9 protein-coding genes and 1 pseudogene are annotated in these 17,095 nt (G+C 61.6%); 7 read left to right on the forward strand and 3 right to left on the reverse strand.

Annotation, left to right across the window (positions count from 1 at the left end):
* A pseudogene (locus Q7F16_RS29660) lies at positions 1-4,709 on the forward strand (LapA family giant adhesin); the annotation flags it as partial.
* Between the two features lie 179 nt (positions 4,710-4,888).
* Positions 4,889-5,227, forward strand: coding sequence for a hypothetical protein (locus Q7F16_RS29665; RefSeq protein WP_014335964.1), 339 nt, complete (start codon positions 4,889-4,891; stop codon positions 5,225-5,227).
* 151 nt (positions 5,228-5,378) lie between these two features.
* On the opposite strand, the gene Q7F16_RS29670 is transcribed toward Q7F16_RS29665, so the two are convergent.
* The 3 genes from Q7F16_RS29670 to lapG all read right to left on the reverse strand — a co-directional run bounded on the left by Q7F16_RS29670 (position 5,379) and on the right by lapG (position 9,552).
* The gene (locus Q7F16_RS29670; protein WP_409557289.1) at positions 5,379-5,756 is read right to left on the reverse strand and encodes a DUF6124 family protein; all 378 of its coding nucleotides are present in this window, start codon (positions 5,754-5,756) and stop codon (positions 5,379-5,381) included.
* Positions 5,757-6,967: 1,211 nt separating this feature from the next.
* The gene (gene lapD, locus Q7F16_RS29675) at positions 6,968-8,914 is read right to left on the reverse strand and encodes a cyclic di-GMP receptor LapD (RefSeq protein WP_079301461.1); all 1,947 of its coding nucleotides are present in this window, start codon (positions 8,912-8,914) and stop codon (positions 6,968-6,970) included.
* Positions 8,915-8,928: 14 nt separating this feature from the next.
* Positions 8,929-9,552: a cysteine protease LapG gene (gene lapG / locus Q7F16_RS29680; RefSeq protein ID WP_371856198.1), complete on the reverse strand. Its 624-nt coding sequence runs from the start codon at positions 9,550-9,552 to the stop codon at positions 8,929-8,931.
* A 269-nt stretch (positions 9,553-9,821) separates the two neighbouring features.
* Between lapG and Q7F16_RS29685 the strand changes: the two genes are divergently transcribed.
* The 5 genes from Q7F16_RS29685 to Q7F16_RS29705 all read left to right on the forward strand — a co-directional run bounded on the left by Q7F16_RS29685 (position 9,822) and on the right by Q7F16_RS29705 (position 16,936).
* Positions 9,822-10,514, forward strand: coding sequence for a GntR family transcriptional regulator (locus tag Q7F16_RS29685; RefSeq protein ID WP_095974905.1), 693 nt, complete (start codon positions 9,822-9,824; stop codon positions 10,512-10,514).
* Positions 10,515-11,198: 684 nt separating this feature from the next.
* Positions 11,199-11,975, forward strand: coding sequence for a DUF3050 domain-containing protein (locus Q7F16_RS29690; protein ID WP_409557290.1), 777 nt, complete (start codon positions 11,199-11,201; stop codon positions 11,973-11,975).
* Positions 11,972-12,904, forward strand: coding sequence for a diiron oxygenase (locus Q7F16_RS29695; protein WP_409557291.1), 933 nt, complete (start codon positions 11,972-11,974; stop codon positions 12,902-12,904). Before Q7F16_RS29690 ends, Q7F16_RS29695 begins: the two co-directional genes overlap by 4 nt.
* A gap of 10 nt (positions 12,905-12,914) precedes the next feature.
* Entirely contained in the window at positions 12,915-16,439 is a 3,525-nt protein-coding gene (locus Q7F16_RS29700; protein WP_409557292.1) for a non-ribosomal peptide synthetase, read from the forward strand.
* Between the two features lie 32 nt (positions 16,440-16,471).
* Complete coding sequence (locus tag Q7F16_RS29705) at positions 16,472-16,936, forward strand: SRPBCC family protein (protein WP_018613225.1); 465 nt, start codon at positions 16,472-16,474, stop codon at positions 16,934-16,936.
* Positions 16,937-17,095 lie beyond the last annotated feature (159 nt).

The following is a 17,095-nucleotide window of genomic DNA, read 5'->3' on the forward strand; positions in this document are numbered from 1 at the left end:
CCGCGCCGGTCAGCACCATCGTCAGCGACGTCAACGACACCACCACGGTGACCTTGACCGCGACACCGACTGTGAACGAAAACGGCACCATCACTTACACCGCCACGCTGACCGATGCCAACGGCAACCCCGTCACCGCGCAGAACGGTCCGGTCACCGTGACCCTGGACAGCGGCAAGACCATCACCATCGCTGCGGGCGCAAGCTCGGGCGTGCTCGATGTAGCCGTCGGCAATGATGTGTACCAAGGCCCAACCACCGTGACCGAGTCGATTGCCTCGGCATCCGGTGGCAACCTGGAAGCCATCGCCCCGAACACGGCGCCAGTCAGCACCATCGTCAGCGATGTCAACGACACCACCACCGTGACGCTCACTGCCACACCGACAGTGAACGAAAACGGCACCATCACTTACACCGCGACGCTGACCGATGCCAATGGCAACCCAGTCACCGCGCAAAATGGTCCGGTCACTGTCACGCTCGACAGCGGCAAGACCATCACCATCGCCGCGGGCGCAAGCTCGGGTGTATTGGATGTCACGGTTGGCAACGATGTTTACCAAGGTCCGACCACCGTCACCGAAAGCATCAGTACCGCCACTGGTGGCAACCTTGAAGCCATCGCGCCTAACACCGCGCCGGTCAGCACCGTCGTCAGCGACGTCAACGACACCACCACCGTGACGTTGACCGCCACACCGACCGTGAATGAAAACGGCACCATCACCTACACCGCGACCCTGACCGATGCCAACGGCAACCCCGTCACCGCGCAGAACGGTCCGGTCACCGTGACCCTGGACAGCGGCAAAACCATCACCATCGCCGCCGGTGCAAGCTCGGGCGTGTTGGACGTAGCCGTCGGCAACGACGTCTACACCGGCGCGCCGTCCGTCACCGAGACCATCAAATCGGCCTCCGGCGGTAACCTCGAAGCCATCGCTGTCGATAAGACCGGCGCGTCGACGGCCGTGGGCGACACTGTCGATAACACCACCGTCAGCATCACCGGCAGCACGTCGGTCACCGAAGGCCAGGCGGCCACCTATACCGTCAGCCTGACGAACCCGGCACAAACCGAAGTGACGCTCAAGATCGTCTACAGCGGCACCGCCGCCGATGGCACGGACTTCACCGGTGTCTACACCGTGAAGATCCCGGCCAACGCCACCAGCGCCACCTTCAACGTGGCAACGCTGGACGACAAGATCACCGAGGGCACCGAAAACTTCGTGGTCAAGATCGACTCGGCCACCGGTGGCAACTTCGAGCACCTGGCAGTCAGCGGCACCAACGGCAGCGTCAGCACCTCGATCATCGACAACGATGCGCCACCGGTACTCGACCTGGACGCCAACAACTCCAGCGGCAAGACCGGCGCCGATTACCAGGTGACCTTCACCGAAGGCACCACCGGCCCGGGCGTGTCCATCGCCGACACCGACCTGAAAATCACCGACCCGGACAGCACCATGCTGACCGGCGCCACCATCGTGCTGACCAACCGTCAGCCTGGCGATCATCTGAACCTGGGCAATAGCGTCAACGGCATCAGCATCAACGCCAATAGCACCGACGGCAAAGTCGTCCTGACGCTGTCGGGCAATGCGACGCTGGCCGACTACATGCAGCAGATCAAGAACATCAGCTTCATCAACAACAGCGAAGATCCGAGCACCGTACCGCGCATCATCACCGTGACGGTGACCGACGGCGCGAGCTACTCCAACACCGCCACCACCACCGTGAACGTGGTCGGGGTCAACGATGCGCCAGTGGCCACCGGTGGCGCGGTGACCGGTACCGAAGACACCTCGCTGGTCCTCGGCTGGTCGACGTTCGGCATCAGCGACGTGGACAGCGCCGCCGCCAGCCAGGGTGTCAAAATCACCGGGCTGCCGAGCGACGGCAAGTTGCAGTACCTGGACGGCGCAACCTGGAAGGACGTGGCCAACAACCAGACCTTCACCAAGGCTGACATCGACGCCGGCAAGCTGCGTTTTACCCCCGATGCCAACGAATCCGGTGCCAACGGCAACCCGGCCGGCGTGGGCGATCAAAAGGCCGATTACGCGCAAATCAGCTTCCAGCCAACCGACGGTCAGACGCTGGGCAATACCGGCACCGTGAAGATCGACATCACGCCAGTCGCCGACGCACCAAACCTCAACGTGGCCGGCAACAACGTGACCTCCACCGGTCTGATCAAGGAAGTCTGGACCGGTCTGTCGGGCCTGGGCACCGATGGCAGCGGCGCGCCGTCTGGCACGCTCAAGTCGGTGATCGACGCCGCTGGCACGCCGAACAGCAGCACCAACGTGACCAACGTGCAGTCCGACAGCAACGTCAACCCGGGCACTGCATCGAAAACCTCGGGCCTGATTTTCCTCGAAGCCGGCAAGACCTACACCTTCAGCGGCACGGGCGATGACAGCCTGCTGGTCACCATCGGCGGTAAAACCGCCGCGGCAACCACGTGGGGTGCGGGCGGCCAGTTGAACGGTTCGTTCACGCCGACCACCAGCGGCTACTACACCCTGGACATCTACCACCACAACCAGACCGGCCCGGGCAGCTATGACGTGAACCTGTCGGTCAACGGCAGCACACCGGTCGACCTGAGCAGTGCCGGCGTGCCGCTCTATACCGGCGTGACCGACCTGGCAAATTCTGGCGTGACCGTCTCCGACCTGCACGGCACCAACGGCGAAGGCTACTACGACGGCTTCAAGCTCAACGAAGGCGCCGAAGGCACCAGCGTGCACCTGTCGAAGATCACCACCGCCCTGACCGACACCGACGGCTCCGAAAGCCTGAGCGTGAAGATTGGCGGCATGCCGGAAGGCAGCGTACTGAGCGACGGCGCGGGCCATACCGCGACCGTGGGCAGCAACGGCGAAGCCTCGGTCACCGGCTGGAACCTGGGCAGCCTGACCCTGACCCCACCGACCTACTACAACGGCCAGTTCAACCTGACCGTGACCTCGACCTCCACCGAAGCCCTCGGCGGCTCGGCAACGAGCACGGCGCAGATTCCGGTCACCGTGTACCCGGCCACCTATAACGCCATCACCGCCACGTCGGGCAGCGACAACGTCACCGGCACCGACGGCAACGACATCGTGGTCGCCGACATCGGCGGGCTGACCGTGGTGCCGGGGGTCAACTACAACATCGCCTTCATGGTCGACAGCTCTGGCAGCATGAGCGACTCGTCCATCGAAGCGGCCAAGGCCTCGCTGACTTCGGTGTTCAACACCCTCAAGCAGAGCCTGGGCAGCAACTCCGGGACGGTGAATATTTTCCTGGCAGACTTCGATAGCCAGGTGAACAACACGGTCTCGGTCAACCTCAACGACCCGAACGCCTTGACCCTGCTCAAGGGCCTGCTCGACTCGATGGTGTCCGGTGGCGGTACCAACTATGAAGACGTGTTCAAGACCACGGCGAACTTCTTCAAGAGTACCGAAGCCCTGAACAATACCGGGGCGAAGAACCTCACGTACTTCATTACCGACGGCAAGCCGACCTACTACCAGACCGAAGAACAGGGCAACCCAACGCTTTACGGCAGCGTCAAGCTCGATGACGTCCTGAGCGCGGCCAATTACAGCGTCGGCAAGTACTACACCCAGACGATCGACAGCACGCACAAGTACACCATCTACGAAAACGGCGAGATGTACCTGTCGACCAAAAGCGGCAAGAAATGGACCGACAGCTATGTGGGTACGGTGCATGCCGAGGGCAATGGCACCTTTGAAGTGTCGAAACAGGGCGGCACCGGTTATGGCGATTACTGGAACTATGTCGATTCGGCGGCGGGCTCGACCGACAGCTTCACGCTGCTCAAAGGCTTGAGCACCGTCGAAGCCATCGGCCTGAACAGCGATGTGACCCTGAACGACCTCAAGCCCTACGATTCGGACTCGACACCACAGACCAACATCGACCCGAACAACCTGGCCAACTCGATCATCGGCCACACCGAAGCGACCCTGCCGGGCTCCGATACGGTCAACGGCGGCGACGGCAACGACATCCTGTTCGGCGACCTGGTGAGCTTCAACGGCGTTGCTGGCGAGGGCTACCAGGCCATCCAGGCCTTCGTCGCCCAACAGAGCGGCGTGGACGTCAGCAAGGTCACCACCAGCAACGTGCACCAGTACATCACCGAGCACTACACCGCGTTCGATGTGTCCGGTGCCCACGATGGCAATGACACCCTGCTGGGCGGTGCCGGCAACGACATCATTTTCGGCCAGGGCGGCAATGACACACTCAACGGTGGCAAGGGCAATGACATCCTGCTCGGTGGTACGGGTAACGACACACTGATCGGCGGCCAGGGCAATGACACCCTGATCGGTGGCCTGGGCGGCGATACCTTTGTCTGGAAGTCCGGCGACACCGGCACCGACGTGATCAAGGACTTCAAGGCCAGCGAAGGTGACCGGATCGACCTGCGGGATCTATTGCAGGGCGAAACCGGCAGCACCATCGACCACTTCCTGAAAATCAGCACGGTCGATGGCGTGTCGTCACTGCAGGTCAGCACTTCCGGCCAGTTCAATGCGGCCAACGGCGGCGCAGCGACGCCGGACGTGACGATCAAGCTCGAAGGCAACAACTGGTCGAACGTGAACCTGAACTCGTTGATCGCCGGCAGCGACCCGACCATCAAGGTCGATCACAACAACAGCTGAACCTGACACCCGTGGCGAGGGAGCTTGCTCCCGCAGGGGCGCGAAGCGGCCCTGTTTTTAGGGGCTGCTGCGCAGCCCAGCGGGAGCAAGCTCCCTCGCCACGGGATAAGTGTTCATACTCCCCCACAGTTGGCCTATGCTGCCCAGCATGACGCCGCTTCATACATGAGGGATGCCCGATGTTTTATGTGCAACGCGATGCACAAGGCCTGCTGGTGCGCGTAGAAGCCACCGCTTACGCCGAGGCCACCGAAACCTTGCCGGCCGACAACCACGAGATCCAGGACTGGTTCGCCAACCAGGCAGTGGAAAACAGCCTCAAGCAGCTCAAGCAAAGCGACCTGGAGATGATCCGGGTACTCGATGACTTGATCCAGGTGCTGACCAGCAAAGGCGTCATCCGCGTCACCGACCTGCCACCGGCGGCCCAGGCCAAGCTGATGGACCGCAACCAGGCCCGGGAAGCCTTGGGTGGGTTGAGCCGGTTGATCGATGATGATGAGAAAGGGTTGATCTAGGCCTGGTTTCATCGGTGTCGGGACGGCCCTCATCGCGAGCAAGCTCGCTCCCACATTGGTTTTGTGTCGATTTGAAGTTTTGAGATCAACACCGATCAACTGTGGGAGCGAGCTTGCTCGCGATGGCAATCTTCAATTCACCGCAGGTCTGTCAGCCCGCCGCTAGAACCTCCAGCCGATCCATCGCCCGCTCCACCAACAGATGCACCCCATCGGCCATTCGACTGATCGCCAGGATCACGCTGCGGCGTGAGCCGTCGACGTCATCAGCCAGGTCGGCGGCGATGGCGCTGATGGACAGCAAGTCTTCGGAGGCATTGGCCAGGAGGGTTTCGGTGTCGATGTCCGGGGAGACCATGAAAAGTTGGGCGGTTTGGGTTTTTCCCGAGGCTTCATCGGTGGGTTTGGGTTTGGGGTTGAGGTAGTAGTCAAGGGCGCGCTCGGCGGCTTCGTCGAGTTTTTTTGATTTAGAGGATTTGCTGGAGTTGTTGCCAGAGTTTTCTGGCGGATTCGGAGTTACTTTGAACATGTCGTGAAGCTCCATCTGTAGAAGTGGAACCGACACCCTTCGCTTGCACGCAAATGAGGTGGCAGTTGTACGCAGGTGTGCAAGACCGGGCAGACGGAACCCCGGCAGAATCCTTCTCACGAAGAAATCTCCCACGCACAACCGCCATAAAGCGCTTGCGCGTCGTCTTTTAACCGGCTTGCACGCCAGTGTCACCGTTTTTTTCAGTGACAACCCCAGACTAGCCACGAGGCAGACGCCCGACAAGTTCACCAACTTCGCTACAACTCGAAGGAAATCTCCTAGGACCTTACTTTTAGAGGGGGGTGTATATCCGTTTCTGCGGTAACGGCCACTTAGGGTTCCGCCCTGACGGCGGCTCACTTTTGAGAAGCGCAAAAGTAAGCAAAACGCTTCTGCCCCACCACTCGGCACCTCGCCTAGGCTCGGCATGCCCTCACTCCGGCATTGCTCCGTGGGCCGCCGCGAAGGGCCATCCATGGCCCAGCGCGGCTACCTCGGCATCCATGCCGAGGTGCCCACTGCGCAATGCCTGCGTTCGGCCAGCGTGGTTAACGGGGCGCCGAGATCAACGTCCACCGCGAGGCGGCCTGGTAGCCGACCTGGTTCTTGGAGGGACTGCGTTTTCCCTGTGGGAGCGGGCTTGCTCGCGAAGAGGCCGGCAAGCCCAGCATCCATGTGACTGAACCACCGCTATCGCGAGCAAGCTCGCTCCCACATAGGTTTTTGGTCGTTTATAAGATCAGTGTCCACCGCCGGTCCCTGTGGGAGCAAAGCTTGCTCGCGATGGCGGTGGGTCTGCTTGCATCAATGCTGGATGTGCCGTCGCTTCGCGAGCAAGCTTTGCTCCCACAAGTCCTGCTCAAACAGATCTGACGGGTGTACGACCGGGAGAGCCAGGTCGGCTACCAGGCCGCCTCGCGGTGGACGTTGATCTCGGCGCCCCGTTAACCACGCTGGCCGAACGCAGGCATTGTGGAGTGGGCATCCCGGCATGGATGCCGGGATAGCCGCGCTGGGCCATGGATGGCCCTTCGCGGCGGGCCCACGGAGCAATGCCGGAGTGAGGGCACACCGAGCCTAGGCGAGGTGCCGAGTGGTGGGGCATGAGCGCTTTGGTTACTTTCGCGCTTTTCGAAAGTGACCCGCTGTAAGAGCGGAACCATAAGCCGCCGTTACCGCAGAAATGGATATGTACTCGCTCAGAAGTCTCAATCCCAACGCTTAGGCTCCCCAACCAACTGCCCCTGAACCCCAAACAACCCCATCTCCCGAATCACCGCCAACTCCCCCTCCGTCTCAACCCGCTCAGCAATCAACGGCAGGTCAATACTGTGAGCCGCCCGCTGAATCGCCTCGATGAACAAGCGCTTATCGCTCTCCTGGTCAATCGCACGAATATAGCTGCCATCGATCTTCAGGTAAGCCAACCCCAACCGCGACAAGTTACCGATCATGCTGAACCGCCCACCAAAACGCTGCAGGCTCAGGGAGAAACCAAGCTCACGCAGACGCCGAGTCAACTGCTCCAGCACCGCTTGCTCCGGCAGTTGCTCTTCACCAATCTCCAGGGTCAAGCGCGACCCAAGGTTGGAATGCGCCCGCAGGATTTCAAAGATCTTGTTCAACGCCTGCGGATCGGCCAAGGTCGCCGAGGACAGGTTCAACGCCAAGGATTGCTCGTGCCCGGCCATTTGCTTGAGCACTTGCTCGAGCATCAAGCGGTCCAGGCGTGCGGTCCAGCCAAAGCGCTCCAGCCAGGGCAGGAACCGTCCGGCGGGGATGGTCTGGCCCTGCTCGTCGAGCAACCGCGACAGCACTTTGTAATGCAGCACCACCTGGGTGTCCTGGGCGGCCACCACCGGCTGGAAGTACAGCTCGAAGCGCTGATGACTCAGGGCCTGGTCGAGCAAATTGTGCCAGGCATGGTGATCATCACCGACACTGGCCGACGCGCTGTGGTCCAGGCAGGCCCAACCCGGTTCGCCCTGGCTTTCGGCCTGGGCCAGGGCCTGGTCGCCCAGCTGGAGCACCGCTTGCGGCGAGTCGCCATGGACGAACGGCGCCAGCCCGATGGAGGCCACCGACGCCACATCCGTCGCGCCGGTCGCATGCAGGCTCGCCAACGCAGTTTCAAGGCTCTGCGCCAGTTGCAGCGCTTCCTCGCGCACCAGCCCAGGCGCCAGCACCGCGAATTCTCCGCCGCGAATACGCGTGACCAGGTTGTGGGTTTCCGGATACCGCGCGCATTCACGCAGCAATTGCTCACCCACCGCCTGGAGCAACTGGTCGGTGCGCTGCCCGCCCAAGCGCTGGTTCAAACCGGCCAGGTCCTTGACCCGCAGCAACAACAGATAACCGGAGCTGGCCTGCTCCGGGTTGCTCACCCGGGCATTGAGCTGCATTTCGAAATAGCGCCGGTTGGCCAGGCCCGTGAGGTTGTCCTGGTAGGATTCGACCCGCAGTTTCTCGCTGCGCTCGGCCTGTTCCTGGAACAGCGCCTTGAGCTTCTCGACCATCTGGTTCATCGCCTGCACCACGCGGCGCAGTTCCGGCGTGCGCGGCAGCTCCGGCAGGCTCAGGAACTCGCGACGGGCGATGGCATGGGACTGATGCACCATGTAGTCCAGCGGCTTGAGCTGGCGACGCAGCAGCAAGGCCCCCAGCACCGCGCTCACGGCGCCACACAGCAAAAGCCAACCCAGGCTGCCCAACGCACTCTGCCACAGCTTGGCGAGGGCGAACATCGGGTGGCTGACCACTTCAACCCGCGCCGCCTGTTCCCAGCCGCGGCTGACGATGGCATCGCCTCCGGCCGGTTCCAGGCCGATCAGCTTGACGAACCATTGCGGCACGCTGCCGGCGTCCGGCGTGCCGGTGCGCTCGACCAGGGTCTTGTCGGTGGCCACGTCGACCACACGGATGGTCGCGTAGTAGCCGCTGTCGAAGATCGAACTGACCATCAACTCCACCATCGCCGGGTCGTCGATGTTCGGCGTCAACGACAACGCCAGCGCCGTGGCCGCGTCCTGGGCATGGGAGCGCAACTGGTTGACGTACTGGGCCCGCGAGCTCTCCAGGCTGACCATGAAGCTGCCGCTGAAGGCAACCACCAGGAACAGACAGATAGCGATCAACAGCTGTTTGAACAAGGACATCTGAGCGCGCGCTCCTAGTTAGTCGTCTCGACCGGAAAACCTTCGGCCTGCATTTTCTTCAACACATCCTGCCACCGGGACAGGCGCTTGGTGTCACCCACTTTCTTGTTGCCCTTGGCGCCCGGCAGCCACAGCCCTTCGGCATTGAAAGAGTAGACCGGGAGCAAGTCGGTTCGCTGGCTGGCCGGCAGGATGCCGTCGATCAGGCTGTCGAGCACCAGCGGCATCGCCTCGGGCGTGGCGTAATAGGTGAGCACCATGTGCGCACGGTTCTGCCGCAAGGCCTTGACGTAGGTGATGCGCAGCTTGTCACTGGAGACCCCGAGATGACGCAGGCTGAAATACTTGGCGATGGCGTAGTCTTCACAATCGCCAGCGCCCTTCCACAGGGCCTGGATCGGGGTCTCCCAGTAGTCGACCTCGCGCCACAGGTCGATGTCTTCCACGTAGCGCACCTGTTTGTTGAAAAACAGGTTCACCACCTTGAGCTGTTCCAGTTCCGGGATCTGTTTCTGGGTCGCCAACAGTTGCTGCCATGCGTCAATCCGTTGCTGACCTTCGCCCAAGGGACCATATAACGCTTGCGCCCGTCGGCTGATCTGCGCAAAGTCCCAGTCAGCCTGCAAGCCACCCAGCATCAGGCCGGCCAGCAACAATGCCGAACACAGCCAGCGCAAGGACCTGAGAACAGGGAAAGGTGCAGCCAAGGGAATACGTCCGAAAAGGGCCGTTGGAAATTCGTTGGATGGTGAAGCCTGGCCCGGTAAAAGACAATGGCAGGTTGCAATCACCACAAGCAGACTAAACTTTAGTTCAGGAACTGGGGCCGCGAGATTTTGACGGCTTGGCAATCTGTAACTAACGTTGGCTTGGATCCAATTTTCGTTACTACCAGTCAGGTGTTGTCGTGACACAGAAGCCCAAACCGCTTAGCACTATCCAGGTCAACGGGCCCATCCCGGCTGACCAGGCACGCTCGATCATCGAAGAGTCTCTGCGCGAGGCCATCCTCGATGGACGCCTGCCTTGCGGCACTGCCCTGCGCCAGCAGGAACTGGCCGACCTGTTCGGCGTGAGCCGCATGCCGGTGCGCGAGGCATTGCGCCAGCTCGAAGCGCAGTCACTGCTCAATGTGGTTCAGCACAAGGGCGCCGTGGTGGCACCGTTGATCACCAACAACGCGGTAGAAACCTACGCCCTGCGCTCGGTCCTGGAATCGTTCGCCTTGCGCCTGTCCATCCCGCTGCTCGATGACAACGACCTGGCACTGGCCGCCCAGTACATCGAACAGCTGGAAACGCAAACCGAACACGCCGAGATCGGCAAGCTCAACCGGCTGTTCCACATGTCGCTTTATCACAAGGCACCCAACAGCAAGCTGCTGGACCTGATCGAGCGCGAGCTCAATGAAGAAGAGCGCTTCCTGCGCTTTCATCTGTCATCCATGGGGCTGGGCAAGTTGAGCCAGGACGATCATCGCGCGCTGCTCGACGCCGCGCGTACCAAGGACATCGATAAAGCCGTCGTATTGCTGGAGCGGCACCTGGAAAAAGCCTCTGTCACCATGCGCCGGTATCTGGAACAGTCGTCGAAGCTTTGATCCCTCCTCGGCGGTCCGGCCGGTGTAAAAACTTCTTACATATCCTTCCGACTCACTTGTCGCCTGCGCGGCGCGGCCTGGCCGTGGCCGCGACTTGTCGCCCCATCAGTTCAATGGCACTGCCATCGATTTGGGCTCACTCTTGCGCTTGTCGATTCAAAACAGACCTGAAGAAGTCAACGCCTGGCTGAGGCCAGACGAATCGAAGCCAATACGCAAGGAGCGTCGTCCAACCGGCGGGATGATCGGATGTCCGACCGACGTCCTGCCCATAACATAAAACTTCTTAACTCCCCGATCCCTGAAGTGCTCCGAGTGAGGCATTCACTCGAACTATTCGATTCTGATACTCCTAAATCGGAAGGAGCTTCTTCGCGCCAATAAAACTTAGATAAAAAGTTTTAAGAGCCTTCTTCGCACCTAATAAAACCACAACTTTAAATAATTAAAAAAATACTTGCCGCTTACTTACTCCATGTATTAGTTTTTTATTCGCCGCGTTACTGACGGCCCTTCAGGCTTGCACAAACCCCTTTAAACACGGGCAATGCAAGCCACCAAAACGCTTAGAAGAGAATGCTTAAGCCCGTAGAGCAATTCATGGATTCCGGTTCAGGCACCCGCTCGCCTTAATTAAATAACGAGCAGCCTTCCGGACAAAACATCATTGATGAGGACGTTCCAATGCAGCCATCCAAAGAACAACTATCTTTGAAAAAGCACGAACTTGGCCAACACCCTGTTTTTTCCGAGATTACATCAATCGATCTGTTACGCCGCTTTATGGAAAGCCATGTCTTTGCCGTTTGGGACTTCATGTCGCTGACCAAGCGGCTGCAACGCGAGCTCACTTGTGTCCACCTGCCCTGGCTGCCGCCGGCCGACCCGCACGCGGCACGCTTGATCAATGAAATCGTGCTGGGGGAAGAGTCGGATGACCGCCCCGGCGCAGGTTATTGCAGCCATTTCGAACTGTACCTGGACGCCATGCGGGAAATCGGTGCCGATACCCGCGCGATCGAGCAATTCATCACCCTGCAACAGGAAGGCGTCGGCCCCGAGACTGCGCTGGACAGCGTCGAGGTCGAACCGGCGGCGGCACGGTTCGTCCGCCAGACCTTGCACACCGCCCTGCACGCCCCGGCCCACAGCGTGGCCGCCGCCTTCGTGCACGGTCGCGAGAGTGTCATCCCGCAGATGTTCCAACGCATGCTCGACGCTTGGGGCATTGGCCTGGATCAGGCACCGACCTTTCGTTATTACCTGCAGCGGCACATCGAAGTCGATTCCGAAGACCATGGCCCAGCGGCAGAAAAATTGTTGGCCCGGCTGATCGATGGCGACCCGCAACGCGAAACCGAGGTACTGGCCGCCGCGCTCGCCGCTGTCCACAGCCGCGCAGCCTTGTGGGACGGCTTGCGCCAGAGCATGGCCCAGCCGGTTGCACAGGTGACGCCATGAACGCCGTCGAATACCAATCCTTCGCCGACGCCTGGGAAAGCCGCGCGACGATCCGTACCCGGCCACGGCGCCGGGTCGAAGACGACGACAAGCTGATCTTTCCCATGAGCCGCCAGCCGCTGGTGCACAGCCAGACCTTCCTCAGCCACTGTCCGCAATTGCGCGACTTTGTGCTGGTGCAGAGCCTCTACAAGTTCATCAACGACGTGGTGATTTTCGAGACCGAACTGGTGGACCACACCGCCCGCCGCATCGCCAAGAACCGCTTCGGCATCGAATTCCCATTCGCCTGCCGCTACGACGCGATGACCGTGGTGGTGGACGAGGATTACCACGCGCTGGTGGCGATGGACTTCATGCAGCAGACCATCGACATGACCGGCATCGCACCGATCGCGTTGCCTGGGCAGATCGAACTCAGCCGCGCGATACCGGCGACCCTGGCCCGGGCGCCGGAGCATTTGCTCAGCGCCGTGGAGCTGATCTGCATCGCCATCGCCGAGAACACCGTGACCAACGAAGTGGCGGCCTTCGCCCGGGACGACTCGGTCAAGGCCTCGATCAAGGGGCTGATGGCCGATCACTTGCTCGACGAGGGCCGGCACTCCGGTTTCTGGACGCGACTGGTACAGATCTACTGGCGCACCGCGCCCGAAGAGGACCGCGCGGCGATTGCGCGCTTGATGCCCGGTTTCATCGTCCAGTACCTGGCGAGCGACCTGCAGCAAGCGTTCGATTTCGAGCTGATCGCGCACCTGCCCGTCGACGAATCGGTACGCCAGTCGTTGCGTGAAGACGCCAGTGCGTTGGCCTACCCCATCAATCGTTTTCACCCGTTGGTGGGCAACATCACGCGCTTTTTCCGCAGCAGCTCGATGCTCGCGTCCCCCTGCGTACGCGACGCCCTCGCTGATTACCTGACTCCATGAGGACCTTTCGATGAAACGCCTCGAAATTGCAGTGCCTGGCACCAGCCAGGCCATGGCCGAACTGGCCCGGGAACTGGAGCTGCACGGTCACGGTGTGGTGGATTGGCAATCGCCGGCCGGCCACGGCGCGGTCGATCTGTTGATCGACGACGGTACGACACCGCCTGCCGTTGAAGCCCGCTCATGCCTCCAAGTGCGCGTGGTGCTGCGCACGCTACCCGGCGAAGTATTGCCACAACCGGTGGTGATATTCCGCGACGGCGCGCAGCGGCTGCTGTGCCAGGAGGTGATTGCGCCGCAAGGCGATGGCAACGGTCAGTCCCTGCGGTTGCGTACCCTGGCGACAGTGGTCGAGACCGGGGCACGGCTGGTCAGCCAGTTATCCCGGGATGACACCTGCTTCGATCATTGGCCGACGGTGCACGCTGACGCTGTCGAGCAGCCCCTGCTCGGGCTCGATGCGCTGGAGCCGCTGGCGTTCGAGCACGGCCTCAATCGGCCACCGGTGCCCTGGCTGCTGGCCGCCGCCGATGTGCCGGTGATGCACAGCATCGAACAGCGCATGCTCGACGACGCGACGCAACCAGCCCTGTGGGTCGATGGACAACTCATCGATTACAAATCCTTGCGCCGCCAGGCGCTGAGGTTGCAGCAACCGATGCTGGAAATACTGCACCGAGCAGAACATGAGAAAGGATCTGCTGGAGAACCTGTGGGAGCAAGGCTTGCCCGCGATGAGGACACCGAGGTTCTCAACCCAACCGCGTCATCGTTCATCGGGGGCAAGCCTTCCTCCCACAAGGTGATCGGTGTCTGCCTGCCCAAGTCCGCACACCTGTATGCGGCGATCCTGGCGGTGCTGGGCTGCGGGGCGGTGTACCTGCCGCTGGACCCGCAGCACCCGGCGCAACGTCGGCGCTTCATCCTGGAAAATGCCCAGGCGGACCTGCTGCTGCACGACGGCGACAGCGACCTCGGCGACCTCTCGCTGCCAACGCTGAATGTCCATCAACTGCCAGCGCCCACGCCAGGCATCCCGGCCTCGTTGATCCGCCGCACGGTGGACAGCAACGAACCGGCCGTGGCGATCTACACCTCCGGCACCACCGGCCAGCCCAAGGGCGTGTTGCTCAGCCACCGCAACCTCAGTCACTTCTGTGCCTGGTACGGCGACTACGTCGGGTTGCAGCGCGACAGCCGGGCGTTGCAGTTTTCCACCATCAACTTTGATGCGTCGCTGCTGGATATCCTCCCGACCTTCATCCACGGTGCACTGCTGGTGGTGCCCAGCGAAGACCAGCGCCGCGATCCGCAGCAACTGGTCGCGTTGATTCACCAGCAGCACATCAGCCACGCCTTTCTGCCGCCTGCACTGCTGAGCGTCATGCCCCTTGATACACCGTTGGGCCTGGCGCACCTGATCACCGGTGGCGATGTCTGCGAGCCGTTCGTGATCGAACAGCTCGCACCACAATGCCAGTTCCACAACATCTACGGCCCCACCGAAACCACGGTGCTGGCGACCACACGACAGTTCGGCGTCGGCGACAACAACCGCAACCTCGGCGTGCCCATCGCCAATGGCCGGGTGCTGATCCTGGACGAACAGTTGCAACCGGTTTCCCAAGGTGTCCCCGGCGAGCTGTACATCGCCGGCCCCGGCGTCGGGCTGGGCTATCTGAACGACCCGACGCTGACCGCGACGCGCTACCTCGACCTGACACTGCCCACCGGGCACACGCTGCGGGTCTATCGCACGGGTGATATCGGCCAGTGGACCGACAACGGCATCGAACTGTGTGGCCGGCGCGATAACCAGGTGAAGATCCGCGGTTTTCGGGTCGAGCCCGAGGAAATCGAGCACTGCCTGCGCGATAGCCAGTTGTTTCGCCAAGTGGCAGTGGGGGTCGATGAGCGGCGACGGATCCTGGCGTTCCTGGTTCATCCCGAGCACTCCGGCGACGCCCTCCAGGCATTGCGCGAGCATGTGCAGAACAGCTTGCCCAGCTACATGCACCCGGCCGCCTACGTCGAGTTGCCGAGCCTGCCGTACACCAGCAACGGCAAGGTCGATCGCCGGGCCTTGCTCGCCATGGCGGTGCAAGTGCAGGTCGACGGCCAGCGCCGCCAGCCACAGAACGCCCTCGAGACACAACTGCAGCAACTGTGGGCCGAGCTGCTTGAACTACCCGTCGAGGACATCGCCACCGACGAAAGCTTCTTCAACCTGGGTGGGCATTCGATCCTGTTGTCGCGACTGCTGCTAAGCATCCGCCAGACGTTCGGTCGCAGCCTGTCGATCAACCGCTTTATCGAAGCGCCGACGCTGATGACCTTGGCCAAGTTGCTAAACGATCCTGATCAAAACAGTGCATCGATCCTCAGCCCCCAGGCCTTCATCGATGCCGAGGCCGAACTCAACCTCGATCCGCTGCCCGTCAGCCAATGCGGCGATGTACACAAGGTGGTGGTGACCGGCGCCAACAGCTTTCTCGGGGTGCACATCGTCGAAGCACTGCTGGCCTGGGGCGCCACCGAAGTCGCGTGCCTGGTGCGTGCGAGCGCTGAACACAGCGCGGCCGAGCGCTTCTCCCAGGCCCTTCAGGACAATCACCTGACCCACCTGGACCTGGACCGCGTCAGCGTTTACGCCGCCGACATCACCCAACCGCAGTTGGGTTTGCCGGATGACGTCTACGCCCGCATCGACCGTACCTTCGGCGCGCTGGTGCACAACGCCGCCCACGTCAACCATGTACTCGACTACGAGTCCCTGGCGCGGGACAACGTGGAGCCGATCTTCGAATGCCTGCGCCTGTGTGAAGGGCGCAGCAAGAAGATCTTCAATTTCGTCTCCACGCTTTCCGCGTCCAGTGCCCTGGACGCCGACGGCCAGGTGCTGGAACAGCCTGCCGCCGAGACGCCGCCGATCTACATCAAGAACGGCTACAACCTGTCCAAATGGGTCGGCGAACGGATCCTGCAACGCGCCCGGGATCGCGGGGTGTGGGTCAATCTGTTCCGTCCCGGAAACATCAGTTTCAACAGCCTGACCGGGGTCTGCCAGCCCCACAAAAATCGCTTGATGCTGATGCTCAAAGGCTCGATCCAGCTCGGCCAGGTGCCGGAGCTGTCCCTCAATTTCGACCTGATGCCGGTGGATTTCCTGGCCCGCTTCATCGCCTTCCATGCCAGCCGTTACCAGCCGACGCAAGCGGTGTTCAACCTGCACAACCCACAGCCTTTGAGCTGGGATGCTTATGTCGCGTCGTTTCGCGACAGCGGCCGGGAGTTTTCGCTGGTCAGCGTCGCCGAGTGGCAACGGCAATTGGCTCGGGTCGACGCCGACAACGCGTTGTTTGGCGTGCTGGGTTTCTACCTCAACGGCTTCGAGGAAGACATCGGCGATATCTCGTTGATCAGCCATGACAACGCCCGCGCCGGCGTGCGGCAGATGGGCGCCAGCTACCCGGAAAAATCCCCGGCCCTGCTGCGTCGCGGCGCCGAGTACCTCAAGGCCATCGACTTCATCTGAAACACCCTCAACCCAAAGCAAGGAGCAAGACCATGAGTGCATTTCAACCCGACACCCTGATCAAAAACCCCCAAGCCTGCCAGGTCGAAACCTCGGTGGAGGTCGCGGCCGACGCGGCGCGCGTCTGGGACGTGGTGGGTGATTTTGGCGGATTCAACCGTTTCATCCCGGCGCTGGAGCACATCGAAATGACCGGCGAGGGTGTGAGGTCCCTGCGCAAGAAATTCTTCCGCGATGGGCAGAACCTGGTGGTGGAACAGCTCAACAGCCGTGACGACCAGGCCATGCACATGACCTGGACGCTGATCTACAACACCCTGGGCATCGACAACCTGTGGGCGGCCATGCGCGTCGAACCCCTGGCGGACAACCGCTGCCGCGCCACCTGGACCATCATCGCCGACCACACCGACGCCCATACGCCGTCGGGCTTCAGGGATTTCCTCCAGGGCTTCGCCGATGAGGCGATGGGGAATGTGCAGGGGATGTTCAAGTAAGCGCCACCCCCTTGTGGAAGCGGGCTTGCTCGCGAAAGCGGTGGGTCTGTGCCGGCGATGTTGACTGGATGGCCGCCATCGCGAGCAAGCTCGCTCCCACAGTTTTGGTTCCGGGGTGAATGCAAAATACCGACCCACCGCCAGTCCCTTGTGGGAGCG

The sequence above is a fragment of the Pseudomonas sp. Lb2C2 genome (genome assembly GCF_052112205.1).
In the GTDB taxonomy this organism is placed as follows: Bacteria; Pseudomonadota; Gammaproteobacteria; order Pseudomonadales; family Pseudomonadaceae; genus Aquipseudomonas; species Aquipseudomonas kilonensis.